General features: G+C 70.0%; 26 protein-coding genes and 1 tRNA gene. 14 read left to right on the top strand and 13 right to left on the bottom strand.

Going from position 1 to position 23547, the window contains the following annotated elements; translation table 11 throughout:
• Positions 1-180 precede the first annotated feature (180 nt).
• Entirely contained in the window at positions 181-435 is a 255-nt protein-coding gene (locus tag ACH34S_RS40350) for a hypothetical protein (RefSeq protein ID WP_395958205.1), read from the top strand.
• Between the two features lie 58 nt (positions 436-493).
• Here ACH34S_RS40350 and ACH34S_RS40345 read toward each other — a convergent pair whose 3' ends face one another.
• The 5 genes from ACH34S_RS40345 to ACH34S_RS40325 all read right to left on the bottom strand — a co-directional run bounded on the left by ACH34S_RS40345 (position 494) and on the right by ACH34S_RS40325 (position 4422).
• Positions 494-697 (bottom strand): HNH endonuclease, encoded by a 204-nt coding sequence (locus ACH34S_RS40345; protein WP_395958204.1) that lies wholly within the window; start codon positions 695-697, stop codon positions 494-496.
• On the bottom strand, positions 694-1665 hold the full coding sequence (locus tag ACH34S_RS40340) for a hypothetical protein (protein WP_395958203.1): 972 nt from the start codon (positions 1663-1665) through the stop codon (positions 694-696). The genes ACH34S_RS40345 and ACH34S_RS40340 overlap by 4 nt, the downstream gene beginning before the upstream one ends.
• A 1106-nt stretch (positions 1666-2771) precedes the next feature.
• Positions 2772-2845 (bottom strand) — tRNA-Pro (locus ACH34S_RS40335).
• 75 nt (positions 2846-2920) lie between these two features.
• Positions 2921-3517: a class I SAM-dependent methyltransferase gene (locus tag ACH34S_RS40330; RefSeq protein ID WP_395958202.1), complete on the bottom strand. Its 597-nt coding sequence runs from the start codon at positions 3515-3517 to the stop codon at positions 2921-2923.
• Positions 3514-4422: a metallophosphoesterase gene (locus tag ACH34S_RS40325; RefSeq protein ID WP_395958201.1), complete on the bottom strand. Its 909-nt coding sequence runs from the start codon at positions 4420-4422 to the stop codon at positions 3514-3516. The genes ACH34S_RS40330 and ACH34S_RS40325 overlap by 4 nt, the downstream gene beginning before the upstream one ends.
• Positions 4423-4492: 70 nt before the next feature.
• Here ACH34S_RS40325 and ACH34S_RS40320 point away from each other — a divergent pair, with 70 nt between their 5' ends.
• Positions 4493-4945: a GatB/YqeY domain-containing protein gene (locus ACH34S_RS40320; protein ID WP_395958200.1), complete on the top strand. Its 453-nt coding sequence runs from the start codon at positions 4493-4495 to the stop codon at positions 4943-4945.
• Between the two features lie 21 nt (positions 4946-4966).
• Here the strand turns inward: ACH34S_RS40320 and ACH34S_RS40315 are convergent, their stop codons facing one another.
• Positions 4967-7279, bottom strand: coding sequence for a penicillin-binding protein (locus ACH34S_RS40315; RefSeq protein ID WP_395958199.1), 2313 nt, complete (start codon positions 7277-7279; stop codon positions 4967-4969).
• 353 nt (positions 7280-7632) lie between these two features.
• Here ACH34S_RS40315 and ACH34S_RS40310 point away from each other — a divergent pair, with 353 nt between their 5' ends.
• Both ACH34S_RS40310 and ACH34S_RS40305 read left to right on the top strand, forming a co-directional pair.
• Complete coding sequence (locus tag ACH34S_RS40310) at positions 7633-7944, top strand: WhiB family transcriptional regulator (protein ID WP_131969361.1); 312 nt, start codon at positions 7633-7635, stop codon at positions 7942-7944.
• 293 nt (positions 7945-8237) lie between these two features.
• Positions 8238-9269, top strand: coding sequence for a DUF418 domain-containing protein (locus ACH34S_RS40305; protein ID WP_395958198.1), 1032 nt, complete (start codon positions 8238-8240; stop codon positions 9267-9269).
• Here the strand turns inward: ACH34S_RS40305 and ACH34S_RS40300 are convergent.
• Both ACH34S_RS40300 and ACH34S_RS40295 read right to left on the bottom strand, forming a co-directional pair.
• Positions 9225-10394 (bottom strand): ArsA family ATPase, encoded by a 1170-nt coding sequence (locus ACH34S_RS40300; RefSeq protein WP_395958197.1) that lies wholly within the window; start codon positions 10392-10394, stop codon positions 9225-9227. The two genes, ACH34S_RS40305 and ACH34S_RS40300, sit on opposite strands and share 45 nt — an antisense overlap.
• A 103-nt stretch (positions 10395-10497) precedes the next feature.
• Positions 10498-11493: an ArsA-related P-loop ATPase gene (locus ACH34S_RS40295; RefSeq protein ID WP_395958196.1), complete on the bottom strand. Its 996-nt coding sequence runs from the start codon at positions 11491-11493 to the stop codon at positions 10498-10500.
• A gap of 242 nt (positions 11494-11735) precedes the next feature.
• Between ACH34S_RS40295 and ACH34S_RS40290 the strand changes: the two genes are divergently transcribed.
• Positions 11736-12785, top strand: coding sequence for a slipin family protein (locus tag ACH34S_RS40290; RefSeq protein WP_395958195.1), 1050 nt, complete (start codon positions 11736-11738; stop codon positions 12783-12785).
• Here the strand turns inward: ACH34S_RS40290 and ACH34S_RS40285 are convergent.
• Complete coding sequence (locus ACH34S_RS40285; protein WP_395958251.1) at positions 12782-14071, bottom strand: MFS transporter; 1290 nt, start codon at positions 14069-14071, stop codon at positions 12782-12784. The two genes, ACH34S_RS40290 and ACH34S_RS40285, sit on opposite strands and share 4 nt — an antisense overlap.
• On the opposite strand from ACH34S_RS40285, the gene ACH34S_RS40280 reads away from it, so the two are divergent.
• From ACH34S_RS40280 to ACH34S_RS40260, 5 genes are all read left to right on the top strand, one after another.
• Positions 14071-14343 carry a MarR family winged helix-turn-helix transcriptional regulator gene (locus ACH34S_RS40280; protein ID WP_395958194.1) on the top strand — a complete coding sequence of 91 codons (273 nt, stop codon included), beginning with the start codon at positions 14071-14073 and terminating at the stop codon, positions 14341-14343. The two genes, ACH34S_RS40285 and ACH34S_RS40280, sit on opposite strands and share 1 nt — an antisense overlap.
• A 101-nt stretch (positions 14344-14444) precedes the next feature.
• Positions 14445-14603, top strand: coding sequence for a DUF4177 domain-containing protein (locus ACH34S_RS40275; protein WP_021591512.1), 159 nt, complete (start codon positions 14445-14447; stop codon positions 14601-14603).
• A gap of 11 nt (positions 14604-14614) precedes the next feature.
• On the top strand, positions 14615-15076 hold the full coding sequence (locus ACH34S_RS40270) for a RidA family protein (RefSeq protein WP_395958193.1): 462 nt from the start codon (positions 14615-14617) through the stop codon (positions 15074-15076).
• Between the two features lie 153 nt (positions 15077-15229).
• Positions 15230-16072, top strand: coding sequence for an NUDIX hydrolase (locus ACH34S_RS40265; RefSeq protein WP_395958192.1), 843 nt, complete (start codon positions 15230-15232; stop codon positions 16070-16072).
• A 175-nt stretch (positions 16073-16247) separates the two neighbouring features.
• Complete coding sequence (locus ACH34S_RS40260; RefSeq protein ID WP_395958250.1) at positions 16248-17033, top strand: MBL fold metallo-hydrolase; 786 nt, start codon at positions 16248-16250, stop codon at positions 17031-17033.
• Between the two features lie 139 nt (positions 17034-17172).
• On the opposite strand, the gene ACH34S_RS40255 is transcribed toward ACH34S_RS40260, so the two are convergent.
• Positions 17173-17859 carry a Crp/Fnr family transcriptional regulator gene (locus tag ACH34S_RS40255; RefSeq protein ID WP_067483689.1) on the bottom strand — a complete coding sequence of 229 codons (687 nt, stop codon included), beginning with the start codon at positions 17857-17859 and terminating at the stop codon, positions 17173-17175.
• Positions 17860-18157: 298 nt separating this feature from the next.
• On the opposite strand from ACH34S_RS40255, the gene ACH34S_RS40250 reads away from it, so the two are divergent.
• Positions 18158-18718, top strand: a complete 561-nt coding sequence (locus ACH34S_RS40250; protein ID WP_395958191.1) for a TetR/AcrR family transcriptional regulator — start codon at positions 18158-18160, stop codon at positions 18716-18718.
• A 26-nt stretch (positions 18719-18744) separates the two neighbouring features.
• Here ACH34S_RS40250 and ACH34S_RS40245 read toward each other — a convergent pair whose 3' ends face one another.
• Together ACH34S_RS40245 and ACH34S_RS40240 are read right to left on the bottom strand one after the other, a co-directional pair.
• Complete coding sequence (locus tag ACH34S_RS40245; protein WP_395958190.1) at positions 18745-19287, bottom strand: carboxymuconolactone decarboxylase family protein; 543 nt, start codon at positions 19285-19287, stop codon at positions 18745-18747.
• Positions 19284-20189 (bottom strand): SDR family NAD(P)-dependent oxidoreductase, encoded by a 906-nt coding sequence (locus ACH34S_RS40240; RefSeq protein WP_395958189.1) that lies wholly within the window; start codon positions 20187-20189, stop codon positions 19284-19286. The genes ACH34S_RS40245 and ACH34S_RS40240 overlap by 4 nt, the downstream gene beginning before the upstream one ends.
• Positions 20190-20300: 111 nt before the next feature.
• Here ACH34S_RS40240 and nth point away from each other — a divergent pair, with 111 nt between their 5' ends.
• From nth to ACH34S_RS40225, 3 genes are all read left to right on the top strand, one after another.
• A complete protein-coding gene (gene nth / locus ACH34S_RS40235) occupies positions 20301-21071 on the top strand; it encodes an endonuclease III (protein ID WP_395958188.1) in 771 nt (256 codons plus the stop codon).
• Positions 21072-21148: 77 nt separating this feature from the next.
• The gene (locus ACH34S_RS40230) at positions 21149-21826 is read left to right on the top strand and encodes an NUDIX hydrolase (protein WP_395958187.1); all 678 of its coding nucleotides are present in this window, start codon (positions 21149-21151) and stop codon (positions 21824-21826) included.
• 168 nt (positions 21827-21994) lie between these two features.
• Complete coding sequence (locus tag ACH34S_RS40225) at positions 21995-23191, top strand: MarP family serine protease (RefSeq protein ID WP_395958186.1); 1197 nt, start codon at positions 21995-21997, stop codon at positions 23189-23191.
• Between the two features lies 1 nt (position 23192).
• Here the strand turns inward: ACH34S_RS40225 and ACH34S_RS40220 are convergent, their stop codons facing one another.
• Positions 23193-23540, bottom strand: coding sequence for a DUF309 domain-containing protein (locus ACH34S_RS40220; RefSeq protein WP_395958249.1), 348 nt, complete (start codon positions 23538-23540; stop codon positions 23193-23195).
• Positions 23541-23547: the final 7 nt, after the last annotated feature.

The raw sequence follows: 23547 nt of genomic DNA, 5'->3' as shown, positions 1-23547 counted from the left end.
GACCCGCCCGTCACCCTCACCCGCCGGGCGAGCGCGCGGCTCGAGCGCCTTCGAGGCGACAGTGCCTCCGAGTCCGTTCATCCGGCGGGCCCGGTCATCACGCGCAAGGGGACCGACGTCCGCTGGTGGACGTGGGCCGGATACCGTGCCAACGCCACCTTGACGGCGACTCTGTCGTCCGTGACCGATCCGGTCCAGCGTCCCACCGACCTGTACGTGCGGCTGCGAGAAGACCTGACACCCGACATGTGGAAGGCCGCCCGCGCGAAAACCCCGCTCGTGCTGCCCGACGTCGACGCCCGCGCCGTCCGGGGCCTGAAGTTCTCTGTCGCCCTCCCTGCACACCTAGCGGCCGCGACCGTAGCGGCCCGCCTCGCCGACCTCGACGGCGCCGAGAAAGCACTAGCCGAAACCACCCGCTTCACCAGCTTCTGAGAAGAGGCCTGGCCATGGTGCAAGCCGGGGAACCAAGACCAGAACATCACGACCGGAATTAAGCTAGGGATATCCAAGCCGTGTGTCTCGCCTGAGCCTCTGCGCGAAGGATTATCCTGAGCTGTTCGCCTGTTCGGCCTCTTGTTTTTATGGCGTGACAATTGGGGCAGAGGGCGATCATCTGGACTGGGTGGTCGCGGCCCCATTTGGCCCGGTCTTGAACGTGGTCTACCTCGAGAAGGGGGTCACCGTTCGTGGTCACGTCGTTGGGCTGGCCCGTGCACAGTGGATTTTCGCATGACCGCTGCTTCGGATCAGTACGGCCTTGGTAGCGGCTGAAGAGCGTACCGGCTGCTCTCGGATGGTGGTGGAGGTTCGGTCATGGTCGCCACGTGCTTCGGCAGCCTCTACCGTCCGGCAAAGGCGCAGATAAGCTTCAACTGGGCTCGATTCTGCAAACGGGGCTCTGATGGTGTTCCTTGGCCGGAGCAGGCCGGTCTCCGCGAGCAGTCCGGCTGGGGAGACTCCTCCGAAGAATCGACTACCCAGGGTGGCGACAGCTTCTTCCCGTGCTGATTCGCTCGTTGCGATGAGTTCATAAGCCCAGGCGGTGAGGCCGCAGTGAGGGTCCTGTTCCTCAAGCCAGACAATCGGCTTGCCGTGTGCTGCGGGAATAGCTTCGACGTGCCCCTGCAATTCCCATAGATCTGTGTGTGCAAGCGCAATGATGGGATACTCAGGAGTCGGCTTTGAACTGGGTTGGCCGAACTCGCGCATAAGGACGCGTAGTTGAGCGTGGGCATCTTGCCAGGGCACAAGGCGCGGACGTCGGTGCAGTGCCCGCCCGAACGCCCACAGGAGGGTGATGGGCTGGTGCCGAGCGGGCCCATCCGCGGTGCTGGCGATGCGTAGCCCCTCAAGGGCCCCGATCAGGCGTCGCCGGAAGGAGGTCGTTTCCTCGTCCACTACCTCGAAGCCCAAGCTTGTCAAGAGTCGGACGACGGTCTGCCGTCCGCCGGAGAACTGATCGGCGGTCAGCGTCCGACCTGTTGCGTTTCGGTACGCCACCCCCACGATGGCTTTGGAGTCGTAGGGGACACCCTCGTTGTAGAGGAAGTACTGGCGGGCGGGGGCAAAACCGTAGCGGGCGAGGAAACGGTGACGCCCGAGCTCGTCACACTCGGCGATCGCCTTGAGGACGGCTTCGCGTGTGATCACCGATAGGTCCACACAAGCATGATATGCCTGATTTAAGGGGGATTCTCGCGAGTCTGTCGGGTCGCGCTGAGAAGCCCGGTGGCCGCTCCGTCCACGTACTGGTCCGGATCCACATGACTCTTAACCCGGCCTCGATACGGGAGACGATCGCCCCGACGACGCATCCGACCACGGCCCGCACAAATGCGTCGCTCTAGCGCTTGATCCTGCCTGACGATGACTTAGATCTCCGTGTTTGCTTGCGAGGCTTCTTCTTAGTGGTCTTCTTTGTGAGCTTGCGGGATCGTGCAGGGAGTTGTTTGCGGAGCTCCTCGGGAAGGTGATCGCGGATCTGGTCCAGCGCCTTCACTTCCAGATGCCGAATTCGTTCACGGGTGAGTCGTAGCGGCGACTGATCTTTTCAAGGGTTTCGGGTTCGCCGCCGTGTCCCCGTGGCCCGACACCAACACCTTCAGGGACATGCATTGGGTCTACGCCGCGATGCTGGTCGCGGTCGCACTCGCCGGCGCCGGCACCACACTCGGCTTCGGACGCCCTTGGGCACGCCTCTTCCGCAGCTCTACCCTCCTCCGCTAACGCCGGGAGCCGCACCACCCCCGAACGGTGATCCAGTCGGACGTCCTCCCCGCCTGGCAGGCCGCAGGCGCCGTGCGCAGGTTCGCGGTCATTGCAGGTCGACGGTGAATTCCGGCGTCGAGTATTTCCTCCAGAGTGACGTGTAGCCCCCAGCGGCGGATGTCGTAGCCCGGGATGAGATGGCCTCGCACGTCGTCGGACTGGTGCCAGCGCAAATGGAACGAAGGGGCCGCCCCACTCGCCGCGCAGGCGCTCACGGTGCGCCTGGTGGTTCCAGCCGAAGTAGCTACCCGGGTCCGTTGACGGCCTCGCCGAGGGCGCAGTAAAGCCCTCAAGGTCTGTGATCTAGCGCCCGTCGAGGTCGTAGGTGCGTCCGGGCCGGCCTGTCGTGGAAATGGTGGGTCACCGCCGCCCAGCACCATTCATAGCGCGGTGTTGTCGCGGCAGAGGGACGGGGACGATCTGAAGATGATCTCCCAGTCGGCTCCCGAATAACGCCCGAGGCCCGTCTCCCATGGAGGGATACGGGCCTCTGACCTGGGTCGGGGTGGCGGGATTTGAACCCACGACCTCTTCGTCCCGAACGAAGCGCGCTGCCAAGCTGCGCTACACCCCGGTGGTGGCTGCCCGGGAGTCGTACGGTCTCCCGGCGCCTTGTCCACCTTAGCGGATGCCGGGGGGTGGTGCGTCCCTATTTACGGGCGGTGAAGCCGGTCATGGCGCCGTTGGGGGTGAGGTGGATGTCGGTCAGGCCGGCGTTCGTCAGCCAGGTGTGGAGGTCGGTAAGGCCTCCGGACGGGCCGAAGATGCCCTGGCGGTGCATGACGGTGTAGAGGGCTTCGGTGCGGCGGCTTGTGTTTCGGATCAGGGTCGTGCCGCGGAGGGTGCCGCCTGGGCGGAGGACGCGGGTCAGTTCGGTGATGGCCCGTGCCGGGTCCGGGAGGCAGTGTAGGCCGTTGTAGGTCACGCAGGCGTCGAAGGTCGCGTCTGGGAAGGGGAGGGCGTAGATGTCTGCCTGGAGGAGGTTCGTTGTCTTGCGGCGGGCTCGGGTGAGCATCGTCCGGGAGAGGTCTACGGCTATGTGGCGCGGGTTGTCTCGGACGGCTATGCCGCCGCCGCAGGGGATGTCGAGGGTCAGGGCGTCCGGGTCCTGGGCGGCTATCGCCTGGTGGAGGTGGCGGATGTCGTAACTCCACAGGAGGCGGGCGGCGGCGCGGGAGATGAAGGGGTTCTGGACGCCGTAGTCGTAGGCGGCGACGGTTAGGCGGGCGGTCTTCCAGTGGGTCACGCGCGGGGGACGAGCGTGAGGAGGGACGCTTCGGGCGGGCAGCAGAAGCGCATGGGGGCCTTGGGGGACGTGCCGAGGCCCGCGGAGACGTGGAGCCAGGAGCCGCGGTGCCGGTGCAGGCCCTTGACGCGGGGACGGTCGATGCCGCAGTTCGTCGCGAGAGCGCCGTAGAACGGGACGCAGACCTGGCCGCCGTGGGTGTGGCCGGCGAGGAGCAGGTCGTAGCCGTCGGCGGTGAAGCGGTCGAGGTTGCGGGGCTCCGGGGAGTGCATGATGCCGAGGTGGACGTCGGCCTGCGGGTCGACCGGGCCGGCGATCTTGTCGTACCGGTCGCGGTTGATGTGGGAGTCGTCGATGCCGCCGAACTCGACGTCCAGCTCGCCGACCTTGAGGCGGCCGATGCGGTTGTTGAGGTCGAGCCAGCCGGCGGCCTGGAGGGACGAGCCGAGCTCGCGGAACGGGAGGTCGGGTTCGCGGCGGTGCCGGTCGTAGTCGGACTTGCTGGTCCGCCAGATGTAGCGGAGGGGGTTCTTGAAGATCGGGGAGAAGAGGTCGTTGGAGCCGTAGACGAAGACCCCGGGACGGTCGAGGAGGGGGCCGAGGGCGTCCAGGAAGGGGCCGATCGTGTCGCGGTGCGAGATCGAGTCGCCGGTGTTGACGACCAGGTCGGGCTCCAGGGCGTCCAGCGAGCGGACCCAGCTGATCAGGCGGGACCGGCCGGGCGTGAGGTGCGCGTCCGAGATGTGCAGGATCTTCACCGGCGGGCGGCCTGGCGGCAGCACGGGGACGTCGATGCGGCGGAGGCGGAACCAGTTCCGCTCGATCACCGAGGCGTACCCGAAGGTCGCGGCGCCCGCGCCCAGGAGTGCCAGGGGCACGGCGTAGAACTTTCGCACGCCTCCCATGCTTCCAGAGAATTGCATCGCGTGGTAATCCCGATGAGGCTTCCGGTGCGCTACGGGCATGATGTGGAACATGACCTTGAAGGAGAAGCTGGAGACCGACCTTTCGGCCGCGATGAAGGCGCGTGACGAGGTGCGGACCCGCACCTTGCGGATGGCGCTGACGGCGGTGAAGAACGAGGAGGTCGCCGGCAAGCAGTCGCGGCAGCTGTCCGACGACGACGTCGTCCGGGTCCTCGGCCGGGAGGCGAAGAAGCGGCGCGAGGCGGCGACCGCGTTCGGGGACGCCGGGCGCGAGGAGCAGGCTCAGGCGGAGCGGGACGAGGGTGTCGTGCTGGAGGAGTATCTTCCGGCGCAGCTCGGCGACGAGGAGCTGGCGGCGCTGGTGGCGGACGCGATCGCCGCGACCGGTGCGGCGGGCCCGCGCGGGATGGGGCAGGTCATGAAGGTCGTGAGCCCCAAGGTGGCGGGACGCGCCGAGGGTGGGCGCGTCGCCGCCGAGGTCAAGCGGCAGCTCGTCCAGTAGGCGGCGTGCGGCCGTCCGGCGTCAGTCGCCGCCCCACGGGGGCCAGCCGCTGCCGCCGGGGCCCTCGTTGCCGCGGCCCTTGCCGTTGCTGACGTAGAGGATGACGGTGGTCCCGGGCGGGACCTGGCTCCCGGCGGACGGTGAGGTGGAGACGACCGTCCCCTTCGGCTGGTTCGACCGGATGGACGCGGGCGCCACGCGGGCCTGCAGATCGGCGCCCCTGAGGGCGGCGGTGGCGGCGGCGACCGTGGCGCCCTTCACCTGCGGGACGCGGGTGGAGTCGCCGAAGTCGCGGGTCGGGGTCCGGAAGCCGGGCGCGGGTTCGCCGGCGAGCGCGCTCCGCATGCTCTGCTGCCAGATGCCGCCGGGGATGCCCGCGCCGTACACGCCGTACACCTTGTACCTCCAGGGGCCGCGGAAGTCCCAGTAGGCGGTGGCGGCGGCGAGGTTCGGCGTGAAACCGGCGAACACGGCGCAGGAGTGGCTCTCACAGGTGCCGGTCTTGCCCGCGGCGGGACGGCCGATGCCGCGTCCCACCGCCGTCCCCTTGGTGAGGACGCCCTGGAGGATCGAGTTGACCTTGTCGGCGACGTCCTGGTCGAGGGCCTGGTGGCATTCCTGCTTGGGCAGCTTGACCTGCTTGCCCTCGGGGTCGACGACCTCCGTCACCGAGACCGGGGCGCAGTACTTGCCGCGGGCGGCGAATCCGGCGTAGGCGGCGGCGAGGTGCACCATGTCGACGTCGTTGACGCCGAGGACCTGCGACGCGATCGGCAGCAGCGGGTTCCCGTTGCCCTGCTTCATGCCGAACTTCTCGGCCATCTTGACGGCGTTGCAGACGCCGACGCGCTTCTCCAGATGCGCGTAGAAGGTGTTGACCGAGTGCCAGGTGCCGGTCTTGAGGTTGAAGTTGCCCGACTCGCTGTCGCCGGCGTTGGACACCGTCCAGGTGCCGCCGCCGATCATCGCGTCCTTGACCTTCTTGCCGTCGTACATCCCGGTGTACCTGCACGGCTGGAAGCCGCCGATGGTCGTCGTCTCGGGCGAGTTGATCGACGTGCTGACCGGGATGCCCTGGTCGATCGCGGCGGCCAGCGTGAAGATCTTGAACGTCGAGCCCGCGGACACGCCGTTGCCGCCGCCGTGGCGCGAGTCGGCCGGGAGGTTGAGGGTGGTCTTGCCCTTGCCGGGGCCGAACCGCTTGCTCAGCCCGATCGCCTTGACCTTGCCGGTGCCGGGCTCCACCATCGCCTCCGCCGCGACGCGGTGGCCCCCGGGCGGGACGGTCGAGCGCAGCGCCCTGTCGACGGCGCGCTGCTTCTGCATGTCGAGGGTGGTGCGGATCGTGTATCCGCCCCGGTTGAGCTTGTTGACGACGTTGCGCTGCTCCTGCGAATCGAGCTGCCAGTACTTGCCGTCCGACAGGATGTTCAGCAGGTCGTACTTCACGTACTCGCAGAAGTACGGCACCGAGCTGGACTCGCAGCCGCCGACCGGGTCGGTGCGGTTCAGCTCGATGGGCTTCTTGGCCTCCTCGTCGGCCTGGGCCTTGGTGATGTGCCCGAGCTGCGCCATCCGGTAGAGGACGACGTCGCGCCGCTTGCGCGCGTCCTTCGGATTGCGGATGGGGTCGTAGGACGTCGGGTTCTGGGTGATGCCGGCGAGTAGCGCGGCCTGGCCGAGGGTCAGTTCGGACGCCGGAACGCTGAAGTACCGCTTGGCCGCGGCCTGGACGCCGTATGCGCCCGCACCGAAGTAGGAGATGTTGAGGTAGCCCTCAAGGATCTGGTCCTTGCTCATGCGCTTCTCGATGTCGAGCGCATAGCGGAGTTCGCGGAGCTTGCGGCCGACCGTGGGCGCGGTGGCCTCGCGGTACTCCTCCGGCGTTCTGGAGGCGTCGACCAGAAGGTTCTTGACGTACTGCTGGGTGAGGGTCGAGCCGCCCTGCGTCTGCTCGGACTCCACGTTGGACGCCAGTGCGCGAATGGTGCCCTTCAGGTCGAGGGCGCCGTGCTCGTAGAACCGCGAGTCCTCGATATCGATGATCGATTGGCGCATGATCGGTGCGACCTGGTCGAGCCGGACCGACTCGCGATACTTGTCGAAGAACGTGGCGATCTGCTTGCCGCTCGAGTCGTACACCACCGTCTTCTCAGACGGTGGTGTCGTCTTCAGATGGCTGTCCATGTCTTCGAAGTTGTTCGCGGCGTCGCGGGCCGTCAGCCCCGCGCTGCCGACGGCGGGCAGCGCGATGAACGCGACGAGGACGCCCGCGACGACTCCGGCGCCGAGCAGCCTGAGCAGCGTCGACGCCGCCTTCATCCGATCCGTCATTCGATCCGTGTTCGCAACGCGCACGGGCTCTAGGGTACGCGTGATGACCAGTGCATTCGGGACAGGGCTCCCGTAGCCCCACCTTCCGGGCCCGTCACCGTCGGGACGTTCGTCCGTTATGCCCTCAAGATGACAACCGGCGCCGTGTCTGGCGCGTCAACTACAGGTAACTAGTCCGTTCCGGTGATATGGCCCTGGTGGGCTATATCGAGAATGGGCCCATCGGGGGCTGTTGAAACGTCCCTCGCTTCCGTAAGTTCTTCCCCACGGCTTTCGTTTGGCGGCCTGACGTCCGCGCCCGTCCGGCCAAGGAGCGCAAATCGACACACAGACCCTAGGGGAGTGGGGCCAAGATGTGGATCACGGATTGGACCGCCCGCGCCGCCTGCCGTAACGCGGATCCGGACGCCCTGTTCGTGCAGGGAGCGGCGCAGAACCGGGCCAAGATGATCTGCCGCGGTTGTCCGGTGCGCACGGAGTGTCTCGCTGATGCCCTCGACAACCGGATCGAATTCGGTGTCTGGGGCGGGATGACGGAGCGGGAACGCCGTGCACTGCTGCGACGGCGGCCGGACGTGCGATCGTGGCGCGACCTGCTGGAGACCGCGAAGGAGGAGTACGAGCGGTCGGTCGACATTGACGAGCAGGAGCTCGTCGCCAGCTGACCCGATCCGCCGGAAGGCGATCGTCCAGCTGCCACGGGCTGGGAGTGGCCCGTACAGGTTCAACGACTAGCACGGCCGAATAAGCGTTGTGGCAGGCCCGCACCTTGATGGGTGCGGGCCTGCCAACGCGCTTGTGGTCGTCCTGCGGGCGGTTGCAGCTACCCGTCCTGTGGGCGGTTCTGGCTGCTCGTCTTGCCGCGTGGCGCGTTCTGCCGTGGCATGGTCGCGTGGGCGGATCGGGCGCGATGTGGTGGTTCTGCCGGCTCGGGCTCCGAGAGAGGGAGGTCCCCGGGATGCGGCCGCGCATCACGGAGGTGGACGTCCTCCGCGGGTTCGCTCTCTTCGGTATCTCCATCGCGAACACCGTCGCCATCAGTGGGGCGTCTTCGGTCGCGACGCGAGACGGCGCGGCCTATTGGGTCCATGAGACGCTCCTTCATCAGCGATTCTTTCCGATCTTCTCCTTCTTGTTCGGGGTCGGTTTCGGGCTGTTCATGGACGCCGTCGGGGAGACCGAACGCAATCCCCGCGTGGTGATGCTGGCCCGGCTTGGGTTTCTGATTCCCATTGGTGCACTTCATCGGGTGCTCCAGCCGGACGAAGTGCTGCTGAGTTACGCGGTCGTCGGGGTCGTGGTGCTGCTGCCCGCGTCGTTTCTTGCCGGACGGTACGTCCTGGGGCTCGGGGCTGTGACCACTCTGGCTGCGGTGCTGGTCAGCGGGGGTGGGAGCGTGCTGATCCCGGGGCTGTTCCTGCTCGGATACGCAGCGCAGCGGTACGGGGTGGAGAAGCTTCTGGAAGTGTCCGGGATGCGTTTGGGTGTTGCGTTGGCGGTTGGCTTTCTGTGTGCCGCCGTCTTGAACTTCTGGCAGGTCGGTGACGGCCCGGGGGCTGGCGCGCGGGTTGCCGCGGTCGCGGGTTTGGTGACGGCCGCCACATATGTGATGGCGATTCTGTTGCTGCTGCGCTCGCGTGTCCGGGGCGCGTTGGAGGTGCTGGCGCCGCTCGGGAGGATGGCGCTGACCGGATATGTCGGAGCCACATTGGTGGTCGTGCTGGTCGGCCATTTCGCTGAGGTGTCCGGTTACGGGACGGCCGTCCTGCTGGGGATGTGCGTGTTCCTGGCCGAGCTGGCGTTCAGCTCATGGTGGCTGCGTCATGCCCGGTATGGGCCACTGGAGTGGGTATGGCGCAGTCTCACCTGGTGGGAGGTCGTGCCGAACAGGCGTCGGCACGTCAGCACGGCCAGTTCGTCGACCGCGGGTGACGGGGCTTCGCCGTCAGGCGGCGGCGGTCGGTGGGGCGGTGGTGGGAGCGGCGGCTAGGTCTTCGCCCACCTGGCGTAGGCCGTCCAGGTCGTGGACGTCCTCTGCCTGCGCGGGAACCGCCGTTACCGGGACGGTCGGGTGCGTGGACGCGAAATGGTCCCGCAGCCGCTCCTCGCGGGCGGCCAGCTGCATGCGATCGGTGTGGAGGCGGAGCAGCGCGGCGGTCAGCGTGTGCTCGCCGCGTTCTTCCAGCGTCTCGGCGGCGGCCTGGCTCCGGGCGGCGGAGAGCGTGTCGGTCGAGGATTCGTGGACGCGGTTGACGACCAGTCCTGCGAGCGGCATGCGTTCCTCTGCCAGGCGCTCTACGAAGTAGGAAGCCTCGCGGAGCGCGTCCGGCTCTGGAGCCGCGACGACCAGGAACGCGGTGCCGGGTGTTTGGAGGAGGCGGAAGGTCTTCTCGGCTCGTTCCCGGAAGCCGCCGAACATCGTGTCGAACGCGGCTACGAACGTCTGCACGTCGCGCAGCAGCTGGACGCCGATGACCTTGTTGATGACGCCGGTGAACACGCCGAACCCGGCGCTGATCACCTTGACGCCGAACCGGCCGCCGGTCTTGGCCGGGGCGGCGAGGATCTTCATGAAGCGGCCGTCGAGGAAGCGGCCCATCCGCTCGGGCGCGTCCAGGAAGTCGAGCGCGTTCCGGGACGGCGGGGTGTCCACGACGATCAGGTCCCAGGCGCCGGAGCGGTGCAGCTGGCCGAGCTTCTCCATCGCCATGTACTCCTGCGTCCCGGACAGGCTGGACGACAGCGACTGGTAGAAGGGGTTGGCGAGGATCTGCTTGGCCCGGTCAGGGTCGGCGTGCGCCTCGACGATCTCGTCGAAGGTGCGCTTCATGTCGAGCATCATGGCGTGCAGCTCGCCGTCGCCGTCGATCTCGATCTTGCGGGGGTTGTTGTCCAGCTCGGACAGGCCCATCGACTGGGCGAGGCGGCGGGCCGGGTCCACGGTGAGGACGACCACGTCCCGGCCGCGCTCCGCGGCGCGGACACCGAGCGCCGCGGCCGTCGTCGTCTTGCCGACACCGCCCGAGCCGCAGCACACGATGATCTTGGTGCGGGGGTCGTCGAGGAGGGCGTCCACGTCGAGCGCGGGCGGGGCCTTGCTGGTGCTCGGGCTCATCGGTTCGCCTCTCCCGTCGTCCGGGGCCGCGCGGGCGAGGGCGCGGCCAGGGCGGTCATGCGGCGGCTCGGCTGGGCCCAGGCCCAGGTGGCGGCTCGGCTGGTCATGCGGCGCCCTGGGTGCGGAGGGCGGCGGCCAGGTCGTAGAGGCCGGCCAGGTCCATGCCGTCCGACAGGAGAGGGAGCGTGTAGCGGGGACGGTCGATCGACTCCAGGCGCTCCTTCTCGCGGCGCTGGAGCGCGGTGCGGCGGGCGTGGTCGGCGGCCTCGGCGGCGAGTTCCGCGGCGATCGACTCGGCGTCGTGCTCCAGGCCGGCGGCCTTCACGCCGCGGACGATCTCGTCGGTGTCCAGGGCGCCGGCGGCGGCCGCGGCGAGATCGTCCTCGGTCAGGACGGGCTGGTGCTCCATGTTGACCACGACGCCGCCGATGGGCAGGCCGACCTCGGTGAGGTCGCGGATCCCGTCCATCGTCTCCTGGACGGGCATCTCCTCCAGGAGGGTCACGAAGTGCACGGCCGTTTCAGGGCTGCGCAGGACCTTCATCACGGTGTCGGCGTGGTTGCGCACCGGCCCGACCTTGGCGAGCCCTGAGACCTCGTCGTTGACGTTCAGGAACTTCGTGATGCGGCCCGTGGGCGGGGCGTCCATGACGACGGCGTCGTAGATGAACGAGCCGTCCTTCTTCTTGCGGCGCACCGATTCGCTGGTCTTGCCGGTGAGGATCACGTCGCGCAGGCCAGGCGCGATGGTCGTGACGAAGTCGACGATGCCGAGCTTGGTCATCGCCTTACCGGCGCGCTTGAGGTTGTAGAACATTTCGAGGTACTCGATGAGCGCCTCTTCGGTGTCGATCGCGAGCGCGTAGACGTCGCCGCCGTCCGGTGCGACGGCGACGCGCCGCTCCCCGTACGGCAGCGGCGGGCAGTCGAACAGCTGGGCGATGCCCTGCCGTCCCTCGACCTCGACGAGCAGGACCTTGCGGCCCCCGGCGGCCAGGGCGAGCGCGAGCGCGGCGGCGACCGTCGTCTTCCCGGTCCCGCCCTTGCCGGTGACCACATGGAGGCGTACGCCGTCCCAGTCGGTGTCTCTCGCACTCACCCGATCGACCATATCGTTCACTCGGCAAACACTTCAGAGTGCTCCCGCCCTCATGCAAGTGATCCCTGACACGGTGCGTCCAAGATCGTTCGTGCGGGCACTGTCAATCGGCCTGCCCGCGCGGTTAGCTGGGAAACGTGAACCGCCCTCCAGGTGGTTCCGTCCGGACCCCACGGGTCCGGACTGCCGGGGCCAGAGGTGCTCCCCGCGGCCCCGTCCACCGCGCGAGAAAGGTGGCCGTGATGGAAGCGGTGATCCTGGTCGTACTGCTCGTCGTGCTGGTGGGCGGGCTGCTGGGCCTGGCGTCGTCGATCCGCATCGTCCAGCAGTACGAGCACGGCATCGTGTTCCGGTTCGGGCAGGTGCAGCGGGGCGGGCAGCTGCGTCCCAGCGCGGTCCGGGCGCCCGGCATCACGGCGATCGTGCCGGTCGTCGAACGGATGCAGAAGGTCAGCCGGCAGACGGTCACGATGGGCGTCCCGGGACAGGACGGCATCACCCAGGACAACGTGAGCGTCCGTGTCGACGCCGTCGTGTACTTCCGGGTGATCGACCCGGTGAAGGCGATCGTGAACGTCCAGAACTACGGCTACGCGGTCTCGCAGGTCGCCCAGACGTCGCTGCGGTCGGTCATCGGCCAGGCCGACATGCAGGAACTCCTCGGCGAGCGCGCGAAGATCAACACGCGGTTGCGGGCGATCATCGACGAGATCACCGAGGGGCCGTGGGGCATCCGGATCGAGATGGTCGAGATCAAGGACGTCTCGCTGCCGGAGGGCATGAAGCGGTCGATGGCCAGGCAGGCCGAGGCGGAGCGCGAGCGCCGCGCCCGGATCATCACGGCGGACGGCGAGTTCCAGGCGTCCAAGCGGCTCGCCGCGGCCGCGGAGATCATGTCGCAGGACCCGGCGGCCCTGCAGCTCCGGCTGCTGCAGACGGTCGTGGAGGTGTCCGCCGAGAAGAACAGCACGCTGGTCATGCCGCTGCCGGTCGAGATCCTGCGGTTCTTCGAGCGCGCCGCGGGCGGTCTGGGGCGCTCCAGGGAGGGCGACGAAGGCGAGAAGGCCAGGCTCGACCTCGGGGAACGCCTCGCCAAGGCAGAGGAGGAACTGGCGAAGGCGGCGGAGGCGTCGTCCGCGCTGGAGTCCCCGGAGGACGTCCCGCCGGTCATCGGCCTCGACGAGCCCAAGCAGCGCGACGAACCGCAGGCCGTCGAATCGCCGTCCGCCGAGCAGCAGGGCATCGCCGGCGGCGACCGCCGACCTGGCGCCGATCCCGAAACGGGCGCCTAGGTCATCGGGGCGGGCTCGGTGCCGGGGGTGGCGAGTCGCTTGGCTGGGGCCTCGGTGAGCATGGTCAGGTGGCGGACGCCGGGTACGGCCGCCGTCGCCAGGCATGAGGTCGCTACCAGGAAGGCCGCGATCAGCAGTGGCGTGGACGTCCCCCAAGCCGACGCGGCCCATGGGGCGAGTGCGTAGCCGAGGGGAGCGGCGCCCAGGGAGAGCAGCCAGTCGTAGGAGGTCACCCGGGCCAGCGCGTGCTGCGGCACGGTCAGCTGGACGACCGTCTCCCACGTCGGGTTGAGAACGCCCAGCCCGGCTCCCGACAGCCCGTACGCGGCGATGGCGAGCGGCGCGGGCGCCGCGACGGCGAACAGGACGAGCGGCAGCGCGAAGAGGGCGAGGCCGAGGTTCGCGACGAGGACGGGCCGGCGCGGCCGGACGCGCGCGGCCAGCAGGGCACCGGCGACGAGGCCCACGGCGCCGACCTGGACGGTCGCGATCCACGCCCCCTCGCCGCCGAGCCGGTCGATGGCGATGGCGGGCCCGAGGGTGAGCAGGACGGCGGAGGCGCCGTTCCACACGGCGTGCGCAATCAGGCTCGTCCAGTACCAGTCGCGGGAGCGGACCTCCGACCAGCCTTCCGTCAGGTCGCTGATGAGCCGCCCGAAAGCGCCCCGGCCGCCGTCGGGACGTGCCGGGATCGGGACGTGCCGGACGCGCGCCATCGCGAGCAGCGCGGCGCTGGCGGCGAACGAGGCGGCGTCGAGAACGAACGTCCAGCCGGGGCCGACGGTCAGCACGAGCGTCCCGGCGAGGGCCGGTCCGGCGAGCCGGGTGGCGCCGTTGGCGGCGCCCAGCAGGGAGTTGGCCTTGTGGAGGCCGGACGGGTCGGCGGTTCCGGCGACGAGCGGCGAGATGGTCGGGGTCTGGAACGCCGAGGCGGTGCCGCCGATCACCTGGGCGATGGCGAGATGCCAGAGGTCCGGCTGCCCGCCGAGCAGCTCGATTCCGGCGAAGAGCTGGGCGGCGCAGCCGAGGAGGTCGGTGGCGAGGGCGACGCCCCGCGCGTTGAGGCGATCGGCGACGACGCCGCCGATCGGCAGCAGGAGCAGCCGCGGCACCATCGCGCAGCCGAGCACCAGGGCCAGCGCGGACGTGGAGCCGGTCGCGCGCAGGACGGCGAGCGCGAGCGCGGCCGGTACGGCGGCGTCGCCGGTCAGGGACAGGACGCGCGCGCCGAACAGCAGCCGGAAGTCCCGGCCGCGAAGCGGATGGGCGGAGCGGAGCTCGTCGATTGATTGCCGCCGATCTCGGCATGGCGCCGAACTCGATCACCGGACGGCTGGACGCGCTGGAGCGCCGCGGGTTCGTCCACCGGACGCCGTCCGCCACCGACCGCCGCCGGGTCGTCGTCGAGCTCACCGACGAAGGGCGCGCCGCCTGGCTCGGCGCGATGGACCGCGTGGGTCACGAGGAGTACCGGCTGCTCGGCACGCTCAGCGCGGACGAGCGACGCACCCTCTCCGACCTTCTCCGCCGCGTCATGATCCGCGCCGAACATCCCTGACGGCACGCAGTGGACGGTTCGGGCTGAAATCGGTTCCGGTGGTGTGCTGAACGGGTGGGTTAGGAGGGGGTTCGGGTAGGCCGATCGCTAGTGTGAGGCGCATGAAGAAGTGGGAGTACGCGACCGTTCCGTTGCTGGTGCACGCGACCAAGCAGATTCTGGACAACTGGGGACAGGACGGGTGGGAGCTCGTCACCGTCCTGCCGGGGCCGAACCCTGAGAACCTCGTGGCCTACTTCAAGCGCGAAGTGCAGTCCTAGAGGGAGTGGTCATGAGCACGCCTGAAGAACGGATCCGCGAGCTGGGGATGGAGCTGCCGGAAGTCGTCCCGCCGGTCGCGTCGTACGTCCCCACGGCCCGGACGGGGTCGCTCGTCTACACGGCAGGGCAGATCCCGCTGGTCAAGGGCGAGCTGGGCCTCGTCGGGAAGGTGGGCGCCGAGGTCAGCCCGGAGGAGGGCGCCCGGCAAGCCCGGATCTGCGCGCTGAACGCGATCGCGGCGCTCAAGGCCGAGGTCGGCGAGCTGTCGCGGATCGCGCGGATCGTCAAGGTCGTCGGCTTCGTCGCCAGCGCTCCCGACTTCGACGGGCAGCCGCAGGTGATCAACGGGGCCAGCGATCTGCTGGTCGAGGTGTTCGGGGACGCGGGCAGGCACGCCCGCAGCGCCGTGGGCGTCGCCGCCCTGCCGCGCAACGTCCCGGTCGAGGTCGAGCTGATCGCCGAGATCGCCTGACGCCCCGCCGCCCGCCGGGGCCAGGGCATCCGGAGTTGACGGAATGTCGTTCGGTATGTCCGAATTGGCCGCCATGAGGGTCATGATTCCGGGAGGTCGGGCGGAGCTCGCCGTCCGGCCGGCGGTGGGCGGGGGCTGGAGGGCGGTGGGGCGATGGTGAACGCGCTCAAGCTGCCGGAGTCGTTCCGCGGCCGGGTCGAGGACATCCGGGCCGGGCGGGCCGAGCCCGTCCCGGCGCGGCCCGCCGCCACGGTTGTCGTGCTTCGCGATCACGAGCGGCACGGGCTGCAGGCGTTCCTGCTCCGCCGCGTCCGGTCCATGGCGTTCGCGCCCGGCGCCTACGTGTTCCCGGGCGGCGGGGTCGACCCGCGCGACGGGGACGCCGACCTCGCCTGGTCGGGTCCGGCGCCCGCGGAGTGGGGACGCGCGTTCAACGCCGACGAGACGCTGGCCCGCGAGCTGGTGTGCGCGGCCGTCCGGGAGACTTTCGAGGAGACCTTCGTGCTGCTCGCGGGCCCGACGGCGGGCACGGTCGTGGACGACACGCGCGGCGCCGGCTGGGAGGCCGACCGGCAGGCGCTGCTGGACCGGACCCGGTCGTTCGGCGCGTTCCTCGACCGGCGCGGCCTCGTCCTGCGGACGGACCTGCTCCGCCCCTGGGCGCACTGGATCACCCCGAAGATCGAGCCGAAGCGCTACGACACCCGCTTCTTCGTCGCGGCGATGCCGGAGGGGCAGCGGGCCCGGGACGTCAGCACCGAGGCGGACCAAGTCTTCTGGGTGCGCCCGGAGGAGGCGGCCGAGCGAGGGAGCACGGGCGAATGGACGATGCTCCCGCCGACGATCGCGACGCTCACCGAGCTCGCCGAGTTCGAGACGGTCGCGGACGTGCTGGCCGCGCCCCGCGAGATCGTCGCCTACGAGCCCACGGCGGAGATCATCGAGGGTGAGGCGTACCTCGTCCTGCCCGATTCCGTGGCCTGGCACTACCGGTGACGTGCGGGCGCCGCGGCGAAGCGAGGGGGCGGGCCGGTTGAGCGGGCGGCGGCGGGACGCGGTCACCAAGGCCCTCATGTACCGGCTGGCGGGCACGTCGGCGCTGCGGCACCTCGACCGGCTCGGCTGGAACCCGGTCCGGCACCCGGATCGGGCCTCGGGGAAGATGGGGGACATGTCCGAGATCGATGGGATGGGTACTGAACGGGCGACCTGCGTGCTCGCTCCGAACCCGTCCGCCATGACCCTGGACGGCACCAACACCTGGATCATCGCGGAGCCCGGTTCCGGCGAGGCCGTCGTCGTCGACCCGGGTCCCAAGGACGGCAAGCACCTGCGGCGCGTCCTGGACACGGTCGAGGCGCAGGGACGCCGCGTCGGACTCGTCCTGCTCACCCACGGCCACCCCGATCACTCCGCCGGCGCCGCGAAGTTCGCGCGGCTGGCCGGGGGCTCGGTCAAGGTGCGGGCGCTCGACCCGCGGCACCGGCTCGGCGACGAGGGCCTCGCCGAGGGCGACGTGATCACGACGGGCGGGCTGGAGTTGCGGATCATGGAGACGCCCGGCCACAGCGACGACTCGCTCACGTTCTGGCTTCCGGCGGACGGCGCCGTCCTCACCGGCGACACCGTCCTCGGGTACGGCACGACCGTCCTGGAGGGCGGTCTCGGCGACTATCTCGGGTCGCTCGACCGGCTCCGCGCGTTCTCCGCCGAGGTCGAGGCCGCGACGATCCTGCCAGGTCACGGGCCGAAGCTGGACGATCCGATCGCCGTCCTCGACCACTACATCGACCACCGGCGGGCGCGCCTCGCGCAGGTGGAGGCCGCCGTCGCGGCGGGTGCGCGCACGGCGCGCGAGGTCGTCGAGCGGGTCTACGCCGACGTCGACAAGTCGCTCTGGCCGGCGGCCGAATCTTCCGTCCAGGCTCAGCTCGACTACCTGAACGGCCGCCGCTGAGCCGGCCGACCCCGTCCCCCGCAGGCCCTTCCGTCCCTGCGGACCCCGTTCCGTTCCCCGTCCCGTTCCCGCCCCTGTCCCAGGTTTCCCCGTCCCCGTTCCCGGTCCCACGCGTCGGCTCAGCGTGCCGGCGGCGTGGTCACTTGGAGCGTTTGCGGAGGCGTTCGATGTCGAGGATCACGACGGCGCGGGCCTCGATGCGCAGCCAGTTCCGCTGGGCGAAGTCGGCGAGCGCCTTGTTGACCGTCTCGCGGGACGCGCCGACGAGCTGCGCCAGCTCCTCCTGCGTGAGGTCGTGGTGCACGTGCAGCCCGGCCTCGGACGGCTGGCCGAACCGTTCCGCCAGGTCGAGCAGCGCCTTGGCGACGCGGCCCGGGACGTCGGTGAACACCAGGTCGGCCATGACGTCGTTGGTCTTGCGCAGCCGCTGCGCCAGGGCGCGCAGGAGCTGGACTGCGACCTCGGGGTGCCCGGTCAGCCAGGGCCGCAGGTCGTCGTGCCCGAGCCCGGCCAGCCGGCACTCGGTCACCGCGATGGCGCTCGCGGTGCGCGGCCGCGGGTCGAACAGCGACAGCTCGCCGAACATCTCGCTCGGGCCGAGCACGCTCAGCAGGTTCTCGCGGCCGTCCGGCGCCGTCCTGGTCAGCTTGATCTTGCCTTCGAGGACGACGTACAGCCGGTCCCCGGTCTCCCCCTCGTTGAACAGCGTCTGACCGCGTGCGAGGCGCACCTCGGTCACGTTGGCGCGCAGCGCCTTGGCGCCCTGCTCGTCGAGGGCCTCGAAGAGCGGGGCTCTGCTCAGAACGTCCACGTCGCGATCCGTCACGCTTCTCCTCCTCCAACACCGACATGCCTAGTGTGACGTACGTCCCACCGCGTACGTGAAGGCTGGGTCACGGCGCGCCGAAACGGAGGACCTGGCTTTCCGTCCTCCCCGGGCCGCCGCGGTCCCGTTCGCCCAGTGTACGGACCATTGGGTGAATGGCATCACACCGGTCTCAACACCCTGAACCGGGCGCCGGGGAAGGGTGGCGTCCGTGCCCTAATCTGATCGGGTGTCCCAGGCTTCGCCGCGCCGCCTCCCAAGGGGTCGGCACGCGCTGTCCCGCTCGGAGGTGGAGCGGGTGCATCGCGACCGCCTCTGCGCGGCGATGGCGGCGGCGATGACCGAGAAGGGGTACGTGGGGACGTCGGTAGAGGACGTCCTGAAGCGGGCCAGGGTCTCCCGGCAGAGTTTCTACGGGTTGTTCTCGTCCAAGCTCGACTGCTTTATGGCGGCGTTCGACCAGGCGATCGCGGTGCTCCGCCACCGGCTGGAAGGCGCCGTGGCGGAGGGCGGAGGCGATCCGGCGGAACGGTTCGAGCGCGCCTTCACCGCTTACCTGGAGGCGCTGGCGTCCGAACCGGGGTACGCGCGCTTGTTCCTTGTGGAGGTGTACGCGGCAGGGCCGGATGCCATCCGGCGGCGTGCGGAGGTCCAGCACGAGCTGGCGGTGGCCCTCGCCGAGATGATGGGTGCGACGGGCGAGACGGCCCGGTTCGCCTGCCAGATCGTCGTGTCGGCGGTCGGTGCCATGGTGACTCCGGCGGTCGCCGCGGGTGACATGGCGGCCCTGCGCGCGGTCGGGCCCCCGGTCATCGAGCACGTCCGCCTTCTGCTGCGCTCCGGGGCACTGAGCGCCTAGCGGCCCAGCCCGGCCCGGTCCGGCCCTCAGTGATCGGGCTGGACGCGGAGCGTGCCGATCACTGTGGCGAGCATCTCGTAGTGGGCGGCGAGCATGGTCAGCTCGACGCACTGCCCCTCGGACAGGTGGGTGCGGAGCCGCGTCCAGGTCTCGTCGTCCAGGTCACGCCGGTCATGGAGCTGGTCGGTGGCGGCGATGATCGCGCGCTCGCGCGGGTTCCAGCCGGCCGCGTCCGGTCCCTCCTTGAGGCGCTGGACGTCCCGTTCCCGGACGCCCGCGCGGCGGCCGATCCGCACGTGGTGGTCGAACTCGTAGCGGCAGCCGCGCAGGTGGGCGACGCGGAGGATCACCAGCTCCGTCTCGCGGCGCGGGAGGGTGCCGCCTGGCATGAGCCGTCCCGCGAACCACAGCCAGCCGCGGAACAGGCCGCGGCGGCGGGCCAGGGTCAGGAACAGGTTCGGCGGGCCCGTCCCGGTGGCCCGGCCCGCGACCCGGCAGATGAGCCAGTTCACGGCGCCGACGTCCCGGATCCCGCCCGGCGCGACGCGAGGCAGAAGCTGTTCCGTCATTGACGAGGCTCCGGCTTGGGCGCCGTCGGCCCTGGCTGGGGCGTGGTCAGCTCCACGTGCTCCTTGCGTGCGATTTCCAGGGTTTCGCGCAGCTTTCGCTGGACGACGCGGTCGACGACGGGCTGCGCGACCATCCTGACCGGCAGCACCCCGGCGACCCACCAGGGGGCGACGATTCGCTTGGAGCGGCGTGCGATTCCGCGCTCCAGGGCATCGATCCCTACGCGCAGTGGCGTGACCGCTGAGACGAGGCTGCTCGCGCGTCCCGAATTCACCAGGGCGTGCGCCGCCTCCGTGTCGAACCCTCGCCGCGTCATGTCGGTGTCGAGTTCGGCGAAGTACGCGACTCCTGCCCTGGCCCCCGACGGCCGTAGCTCGACCCTGAGCGTGTTGCCCAGCGCCTCTACGGCCGCCTTGGACGCGCTATAGGCCCCCAGCAGAGGCGCGTGGACGGCCGCCGCCAGGGACGCCACAGCCAGCGCATAGCCGCGTTCATGGCTGATGTACGGCCCGGCTGCACGCAGCGTGTTGTGGACGCCCAGCACGTTCACCCGAAGGCTCTGCTCCAGCACGGACGGGTCGCCGCCGATGATCGGCATCTGCGCGGCGACTCCCGCGTTGGCGACGACGACGTCCAGGCCGCCGCCGAGCGCGTCCGCCGCTGCGTCGCAGACCTCGGCGACCCTGGCACGGTCGGTGACGTCGCACGTCCACCAGGGGGCGGAGCCGCAGTCCGCCGCGACGGAGGCGAGGTGCTCGGGCTCCAGGCCGGCGAGCGCGACCCGGGCGCCGCGCTCGTGCAGCCGGACGGCCAGCGCGGCGCCGATGCCGCGCGCGGCACCCGTGATCAGGACGCGCCGCCCGGCGAGGGTCGCGGTCCACCGGGCGGAGTCGAGGATCATGCGGGCGAGCGTAACATAAATGAACAAGGCCGTCTTTTTAAGGCGGTGCGCCAGGTCTCGTCTTCTGTGGAGCTCCGGGCGCAGGCGCGTCGAGGCTTTAGGCTGGCCGGTATGGCGACGGAGGCGGGAGCGGGAGCGAAGGCGGGGGCGGGGGCGTCCAAACGGCCGCGAGCCCGGAAATGGCAGGACGAGACGCGGCTCGGGCTCGTGCGGCGGGCGCGCAGGATCAACCGGATCCTGGCCGAGACGTACCCGGACGCGCACTGCGAGCTGGACTTCGGGACGCCGTTCCAGCTCCTCGTCGCGACCGTCCTGTCGGCGCAGACCACCGACGCGCGGGTGAACCTGACCACGCCCGGCCTCTTCGCCAAGTACCCCACGCCGGAGGAGCTGGCCGCCGCCGACCCCGAGGACGTCGAGCAGATCCTGAAGCCCACCGGCTTCTTCCGCGCCAAGACCAAGTCGGTGATGGGGCTGTCCGCCGCGCTGCGGGACAGGTTCGACGGCGAGGTCCCAGGGAACCTTGAAGACCTGGTCACTCTCCCTGGGGTCGGACGTAAGACGGCCAACGTCGTCCTAGGAAACGCGTTCGACGTTCCAGGAATCACCGTCGACACTCACTTCGGCCGCCTCGCCCGCCGTTTCGCATGGACGAGCGAGGACGACCCGGTGAAGGTCGAACAGGAGATCGGCGAGCTCATCCCGCGCAAGGACTGGACAATGCTCTCCCACAGACTGATCTGGCACGGCCGCCGGATCTGCCATGCCCGCCGTCCGGCCTGTGGGGCCTGCCCACTCGCCCGCCTCTGCCCGGCGTTCGGCGAAGGACCGACCGACGAGGAGACCGCGCGCAAACTCGTCAAGCCCGGCCCCTTCTCTTGACCGGCCCAGCCCGCGGACCCCGCGACCACGACCGGCGCCCTGGGAAGGAAGAGGAGCGTTCCGGAGTTGGGACGAACGTGACCGACATCGCCCGCACCAGCCCCCCATGGCTCGAACGCTTCTGCGCTGAAGGGCCGCGGATGGCGGTGCCGCCGATGTTCCGGCCCGTGCCGGGAGCGCGCGCCGCCGCCGTCCTGATCCTCTTCGGTGAGGGTCCGGACGGCCCCGACGTGCTGCTCACCGAGCGCGCGCCGACGCTCAACAGCCACGCCGGGCAGCCCGCCTTCCCCGGCGGCCGCATCGACCCCGGCGACCGTGTCGGCCCTGACGACGACGGAGCGGTCGCGGCGGCGCTGCGCGAGGCCTGGGAGGAGGCCGGCGTCGAGCCGTCCGGCGTGGACGTCCTCTGCACGCTGCCCGACCTGTACCTGGCGCACAGCAGGCATCTGGTCACGCCCGTCGCCGGCTGGTGGCGGGAGCCGTCGGACATCGCGCCCGGCCATCCCGGCGAGGTCGCGACCGTCGCGCGCGTCCCGATCGCGGAGCTGGTCGACCCGGCGAACCGGCTGATGATCCGGCACCCGTCCGGGGTCAGGATGGGGCCCGCGTTCCGCGTCCGCGAGATGCTCGTGTGGGGGTTCACGGCGGCGCTGCTCACCCGCGTGCTGGACGCGGGCGGCTGGAACCGCCCATGGGACGCCGACCGTGTCGAGGACCTGCCGCCGGAAGATCTGAACCTCGCCGCCCGCGACTGAACATCGGCCCCGCAGGTGCGGAAATCCGCACCCGCAGGTCAGGTGGTCGTTGTCCGTCCATCAGACGACGTAGGCCGCTGAACGTCACACCCAACGGCTACGCCGCACACCCCAATCTGGTACATCGAGGGGACGTTATGCAGCGGTGCGGCACTATACGGTGAAGCGGTGCTGCACGACCACGTTCTCGACGCCATCCTGCTCGTGCTCGTCGTGCTGTTCGGGGTCTCGGGGTACCGGCAGGGGTTCATCGTCAGCCTGCTGAGCTTCATCGGCTTCGTCGGCGGCGGCGTCGCCGGGGTGCTGATCGCGCCGCCGATCGCCGAGGCCGCGGTCGACGGCGCCGCGCAGCAGGCACTCCTCGCCATCGTGATCGCGTTCCTGGCCGCCACCATGGGACAGCTGGTCGCGTCCTCGCTCGGCGCCGTCCTGCGCAACCGGGTGACCGGCCTGAACGCCCGCACGGTGGACGCGGTCGGCGGCACCTTCGTCAGCGCCCTGTCGCTCCTGATCGTCGCCTGGTTCTTCGGGACGCTGGTCGCCAACTCCGAGTTCCAGCCCGTCCGGACGCAGGTCAAGGGCTCCGCCATCATCAACGGCATCAACGACGTGATGCCGCCGCAGGCGCAGACCTGGTTCACCTCCTTCCAGGGCTTCGTGAAGAGCAGCGAGTTCCCGCAGGTCTTCAACGGGCTCGGCGGCGAGTCGGTGGTGCAGGTGCCGCCGCCGGACGAGTCGGTGCTGAACACCAGGGGGCTGCGCGCCGCCCGCGACAGCATCGTGAAGATCGTCAGCACGGCGCCGCAGTGCCAGCGCCGGATCGAGGGCACCGGGTTCGTGTTCGCGCCGAAGCACATCATGACGAACGCGCACGTCGTCGCGGGTGCGCGCGGGTCGTCCGCGGTGGCCACCGTGAACGGCGAGACCGCACGCGGACGGGTCGTCCTGTACGACCCGAAGCGCGACGTCGCCGTCCTGTACGTGCCGGGGCTGGACGCGCCGCCGCTGAAGTTCGCCGGGGAGGCCCGCGTCCGGGACAGCGCGATCATCGCCGGGTTCCCGAAGAACCAGCCGTTCACGCCGGGCGCCGCCCGGATCCGCGCCCGGCAGACGGCGCGCGGCCCGGACATCTACCACTCCGGCCAGGTCACCCGCGAGATCTACGCCATCCGCGGCAAGGTCGAGCCGGGCAACTCGGGCGGCCCGCTGCTGTCCACGGACGGCCGCGTCTACGGCGTCATCTTCGCCGCCGCGCTCGACTCGCCGTCCACCGGCTACGCGCTCACCGCGGAAGAGGTCGCCCCGGACGTGCGCGCCAGCGCGAACGCGACCACCCCGGTGTCGACGCAGCGCTGCTCTGACTGATTCAGGGCCTCGCTGGCTTCGTGAGCCGAACGGATATGGGACCCTCCTGGGGATGGCGGGCCAGATGGCGCGCGCGCTGAACAACCCCTTGGACGTCGATCCCGTGCGGAGGAGCGTCCTCATACGGGACGAGACGTTCAGCGGCGCGGCTTAGGAGCGCATCCGCGCCACGTGCGTTGCCTCGGCGGATATGGGTGATCCCTACGGCGACCTGTGCGAGACCTCTCCACAGTTCCCGTTCGGGGTCCGGTGCCGCCTTCCACACCGCCTCCAGAACCTCGTGTGCATGGAACGGACGGTCGGCGTCCAGGAGGCGTTGCGCTTCGACCAAGGCTTGCTCGGGTGGCATGTCGAGG

Origin of the sequence: Actinomadura sp. 3N508 (assembly GCF_044326375.1) — a bacterium.
Taxonomy (GTDB): domain Bacteria; phylum Actinomycetota; class Actinomycetes; order Streptosporangiales; family Streptosporangiaceae; genus Spirillospora.
Note: the sequence above shows the minus strand (reverse complement) of the source record. Positions and strands in the feature narration are given on the sequence as shown.

Excerpts from the sequence above, each read along its gene's own strand:
- ACH34S_RS40260 (WP_395958250.1), top strand. The coding sequence starts at position 16,248 with ATGTCCGAGATCGATGGGATGGGTACTGAACGGGCGACCTGCGTGCTC.
- ACH34S_RS40320 (WP_395958200.1), top strand. The coding sequence starts at position 4,493 with ATGACCTTGAAGGAGAAGCTGGAGACCGACCTTTCGGCCGCGATGAAG.
- ACH34S_RS40240 (WP_395958189.1), bottom strand. The coding sequence starts at position 20,189 with ATGATCCTCGACTCCGCCCGGTGGACCGCGACCCTCGCCGGGCGGCGC.
- ACH34S_RS40300 (WP_395958197.1), bottom strand. The coding sequence starts at position 10,394 with ATGAGCCCGAGCACCAGCAAGGCCCCGCCCGCGCTCGACGTGGACGCC.
- ACH34S_RS40220 (WP_395958249.1), bottom strand. The coding sequence starts at position 23,540 with ATGCCACCCGAGCAAGCCTTGGTCGAAGCGCAACGCCTCCTGGACGCC.
- ACH34S_RS40310 (WP_131969361.1), top strand. The coding sequence starts at position 7,633 with ATGTGGATCACGGATTGGACCGCCCGCGCCGCCTGCCGTAACGCGGAT.
- ACH34S_RS40245 (WP_395958190.1), bottom strand. The coding sequence starts at position 19,287 with ATGACGGAACAGCTTCTGCCTCGCGTCGCGCCGGGCGGGATCCGGGAC.
- ACH34S_RS40325 (WP_395958201.1), bottom strand. The coding sequence starts at position 4,422 with ATGGGAGGCGTGCGAAAGTTCTACGCCGTGCCCCTGGCACTCCTGGGC.
- ACH34S_RS40305 (WP_395958198.1), top strand. The coding sequence starts at position 8,238 with ATGCGGCCGCGCATCACGGAGGTGGACGTCCTCCGCGGGTTCGCTCTC.
- ACH34S_RS40270 (WP_395958193.1), top strand. The coding sequence starts at position 14,615 with ATGAGCACGCCTGAAGAACGGATCCGCGAGCTGGGGATGGAGCTGCCG.
- ACH34S_RS40290 (WP_395958195.1), top strand. The coding sequence starts at position 11,736 with ATGGAAGCGGTGATCCTGGTCGTACTGCTCGTCGTGCTGGTGGGCGGG.
- nth (WP_395958188.1), top strand. The coding sequence starts at position 20,301 with ATGGCGACGGAGGCGGGAGCGGGAGCGAAGGCGGGGGCGGGGGCGTCC.
- ACH34S_RS40265 (WP_395958192.1), top strand. The coding sequence starts at position 15,230 with ATGGTGAACGCGCTCAAGCTGCCGGAGTCGTTCCGCGGCCGGGTCGAG.
- ACH34S_RS40315 (WP_395958199.1), bottom strand. The coding sequence starts at position 7,279 with ATGACGGATCGGATGAAGGCGGCGTCGACGCTGCTCAGGCTGCTCGGC.
- ACH34S_RS40275 (WP_021591512.1), top strand. The coding sequence starts at position 14,445 with ATGAAGAAGTGGGAGTACGCGACCGTTCCGTTGCTGGTGCACGCGACC.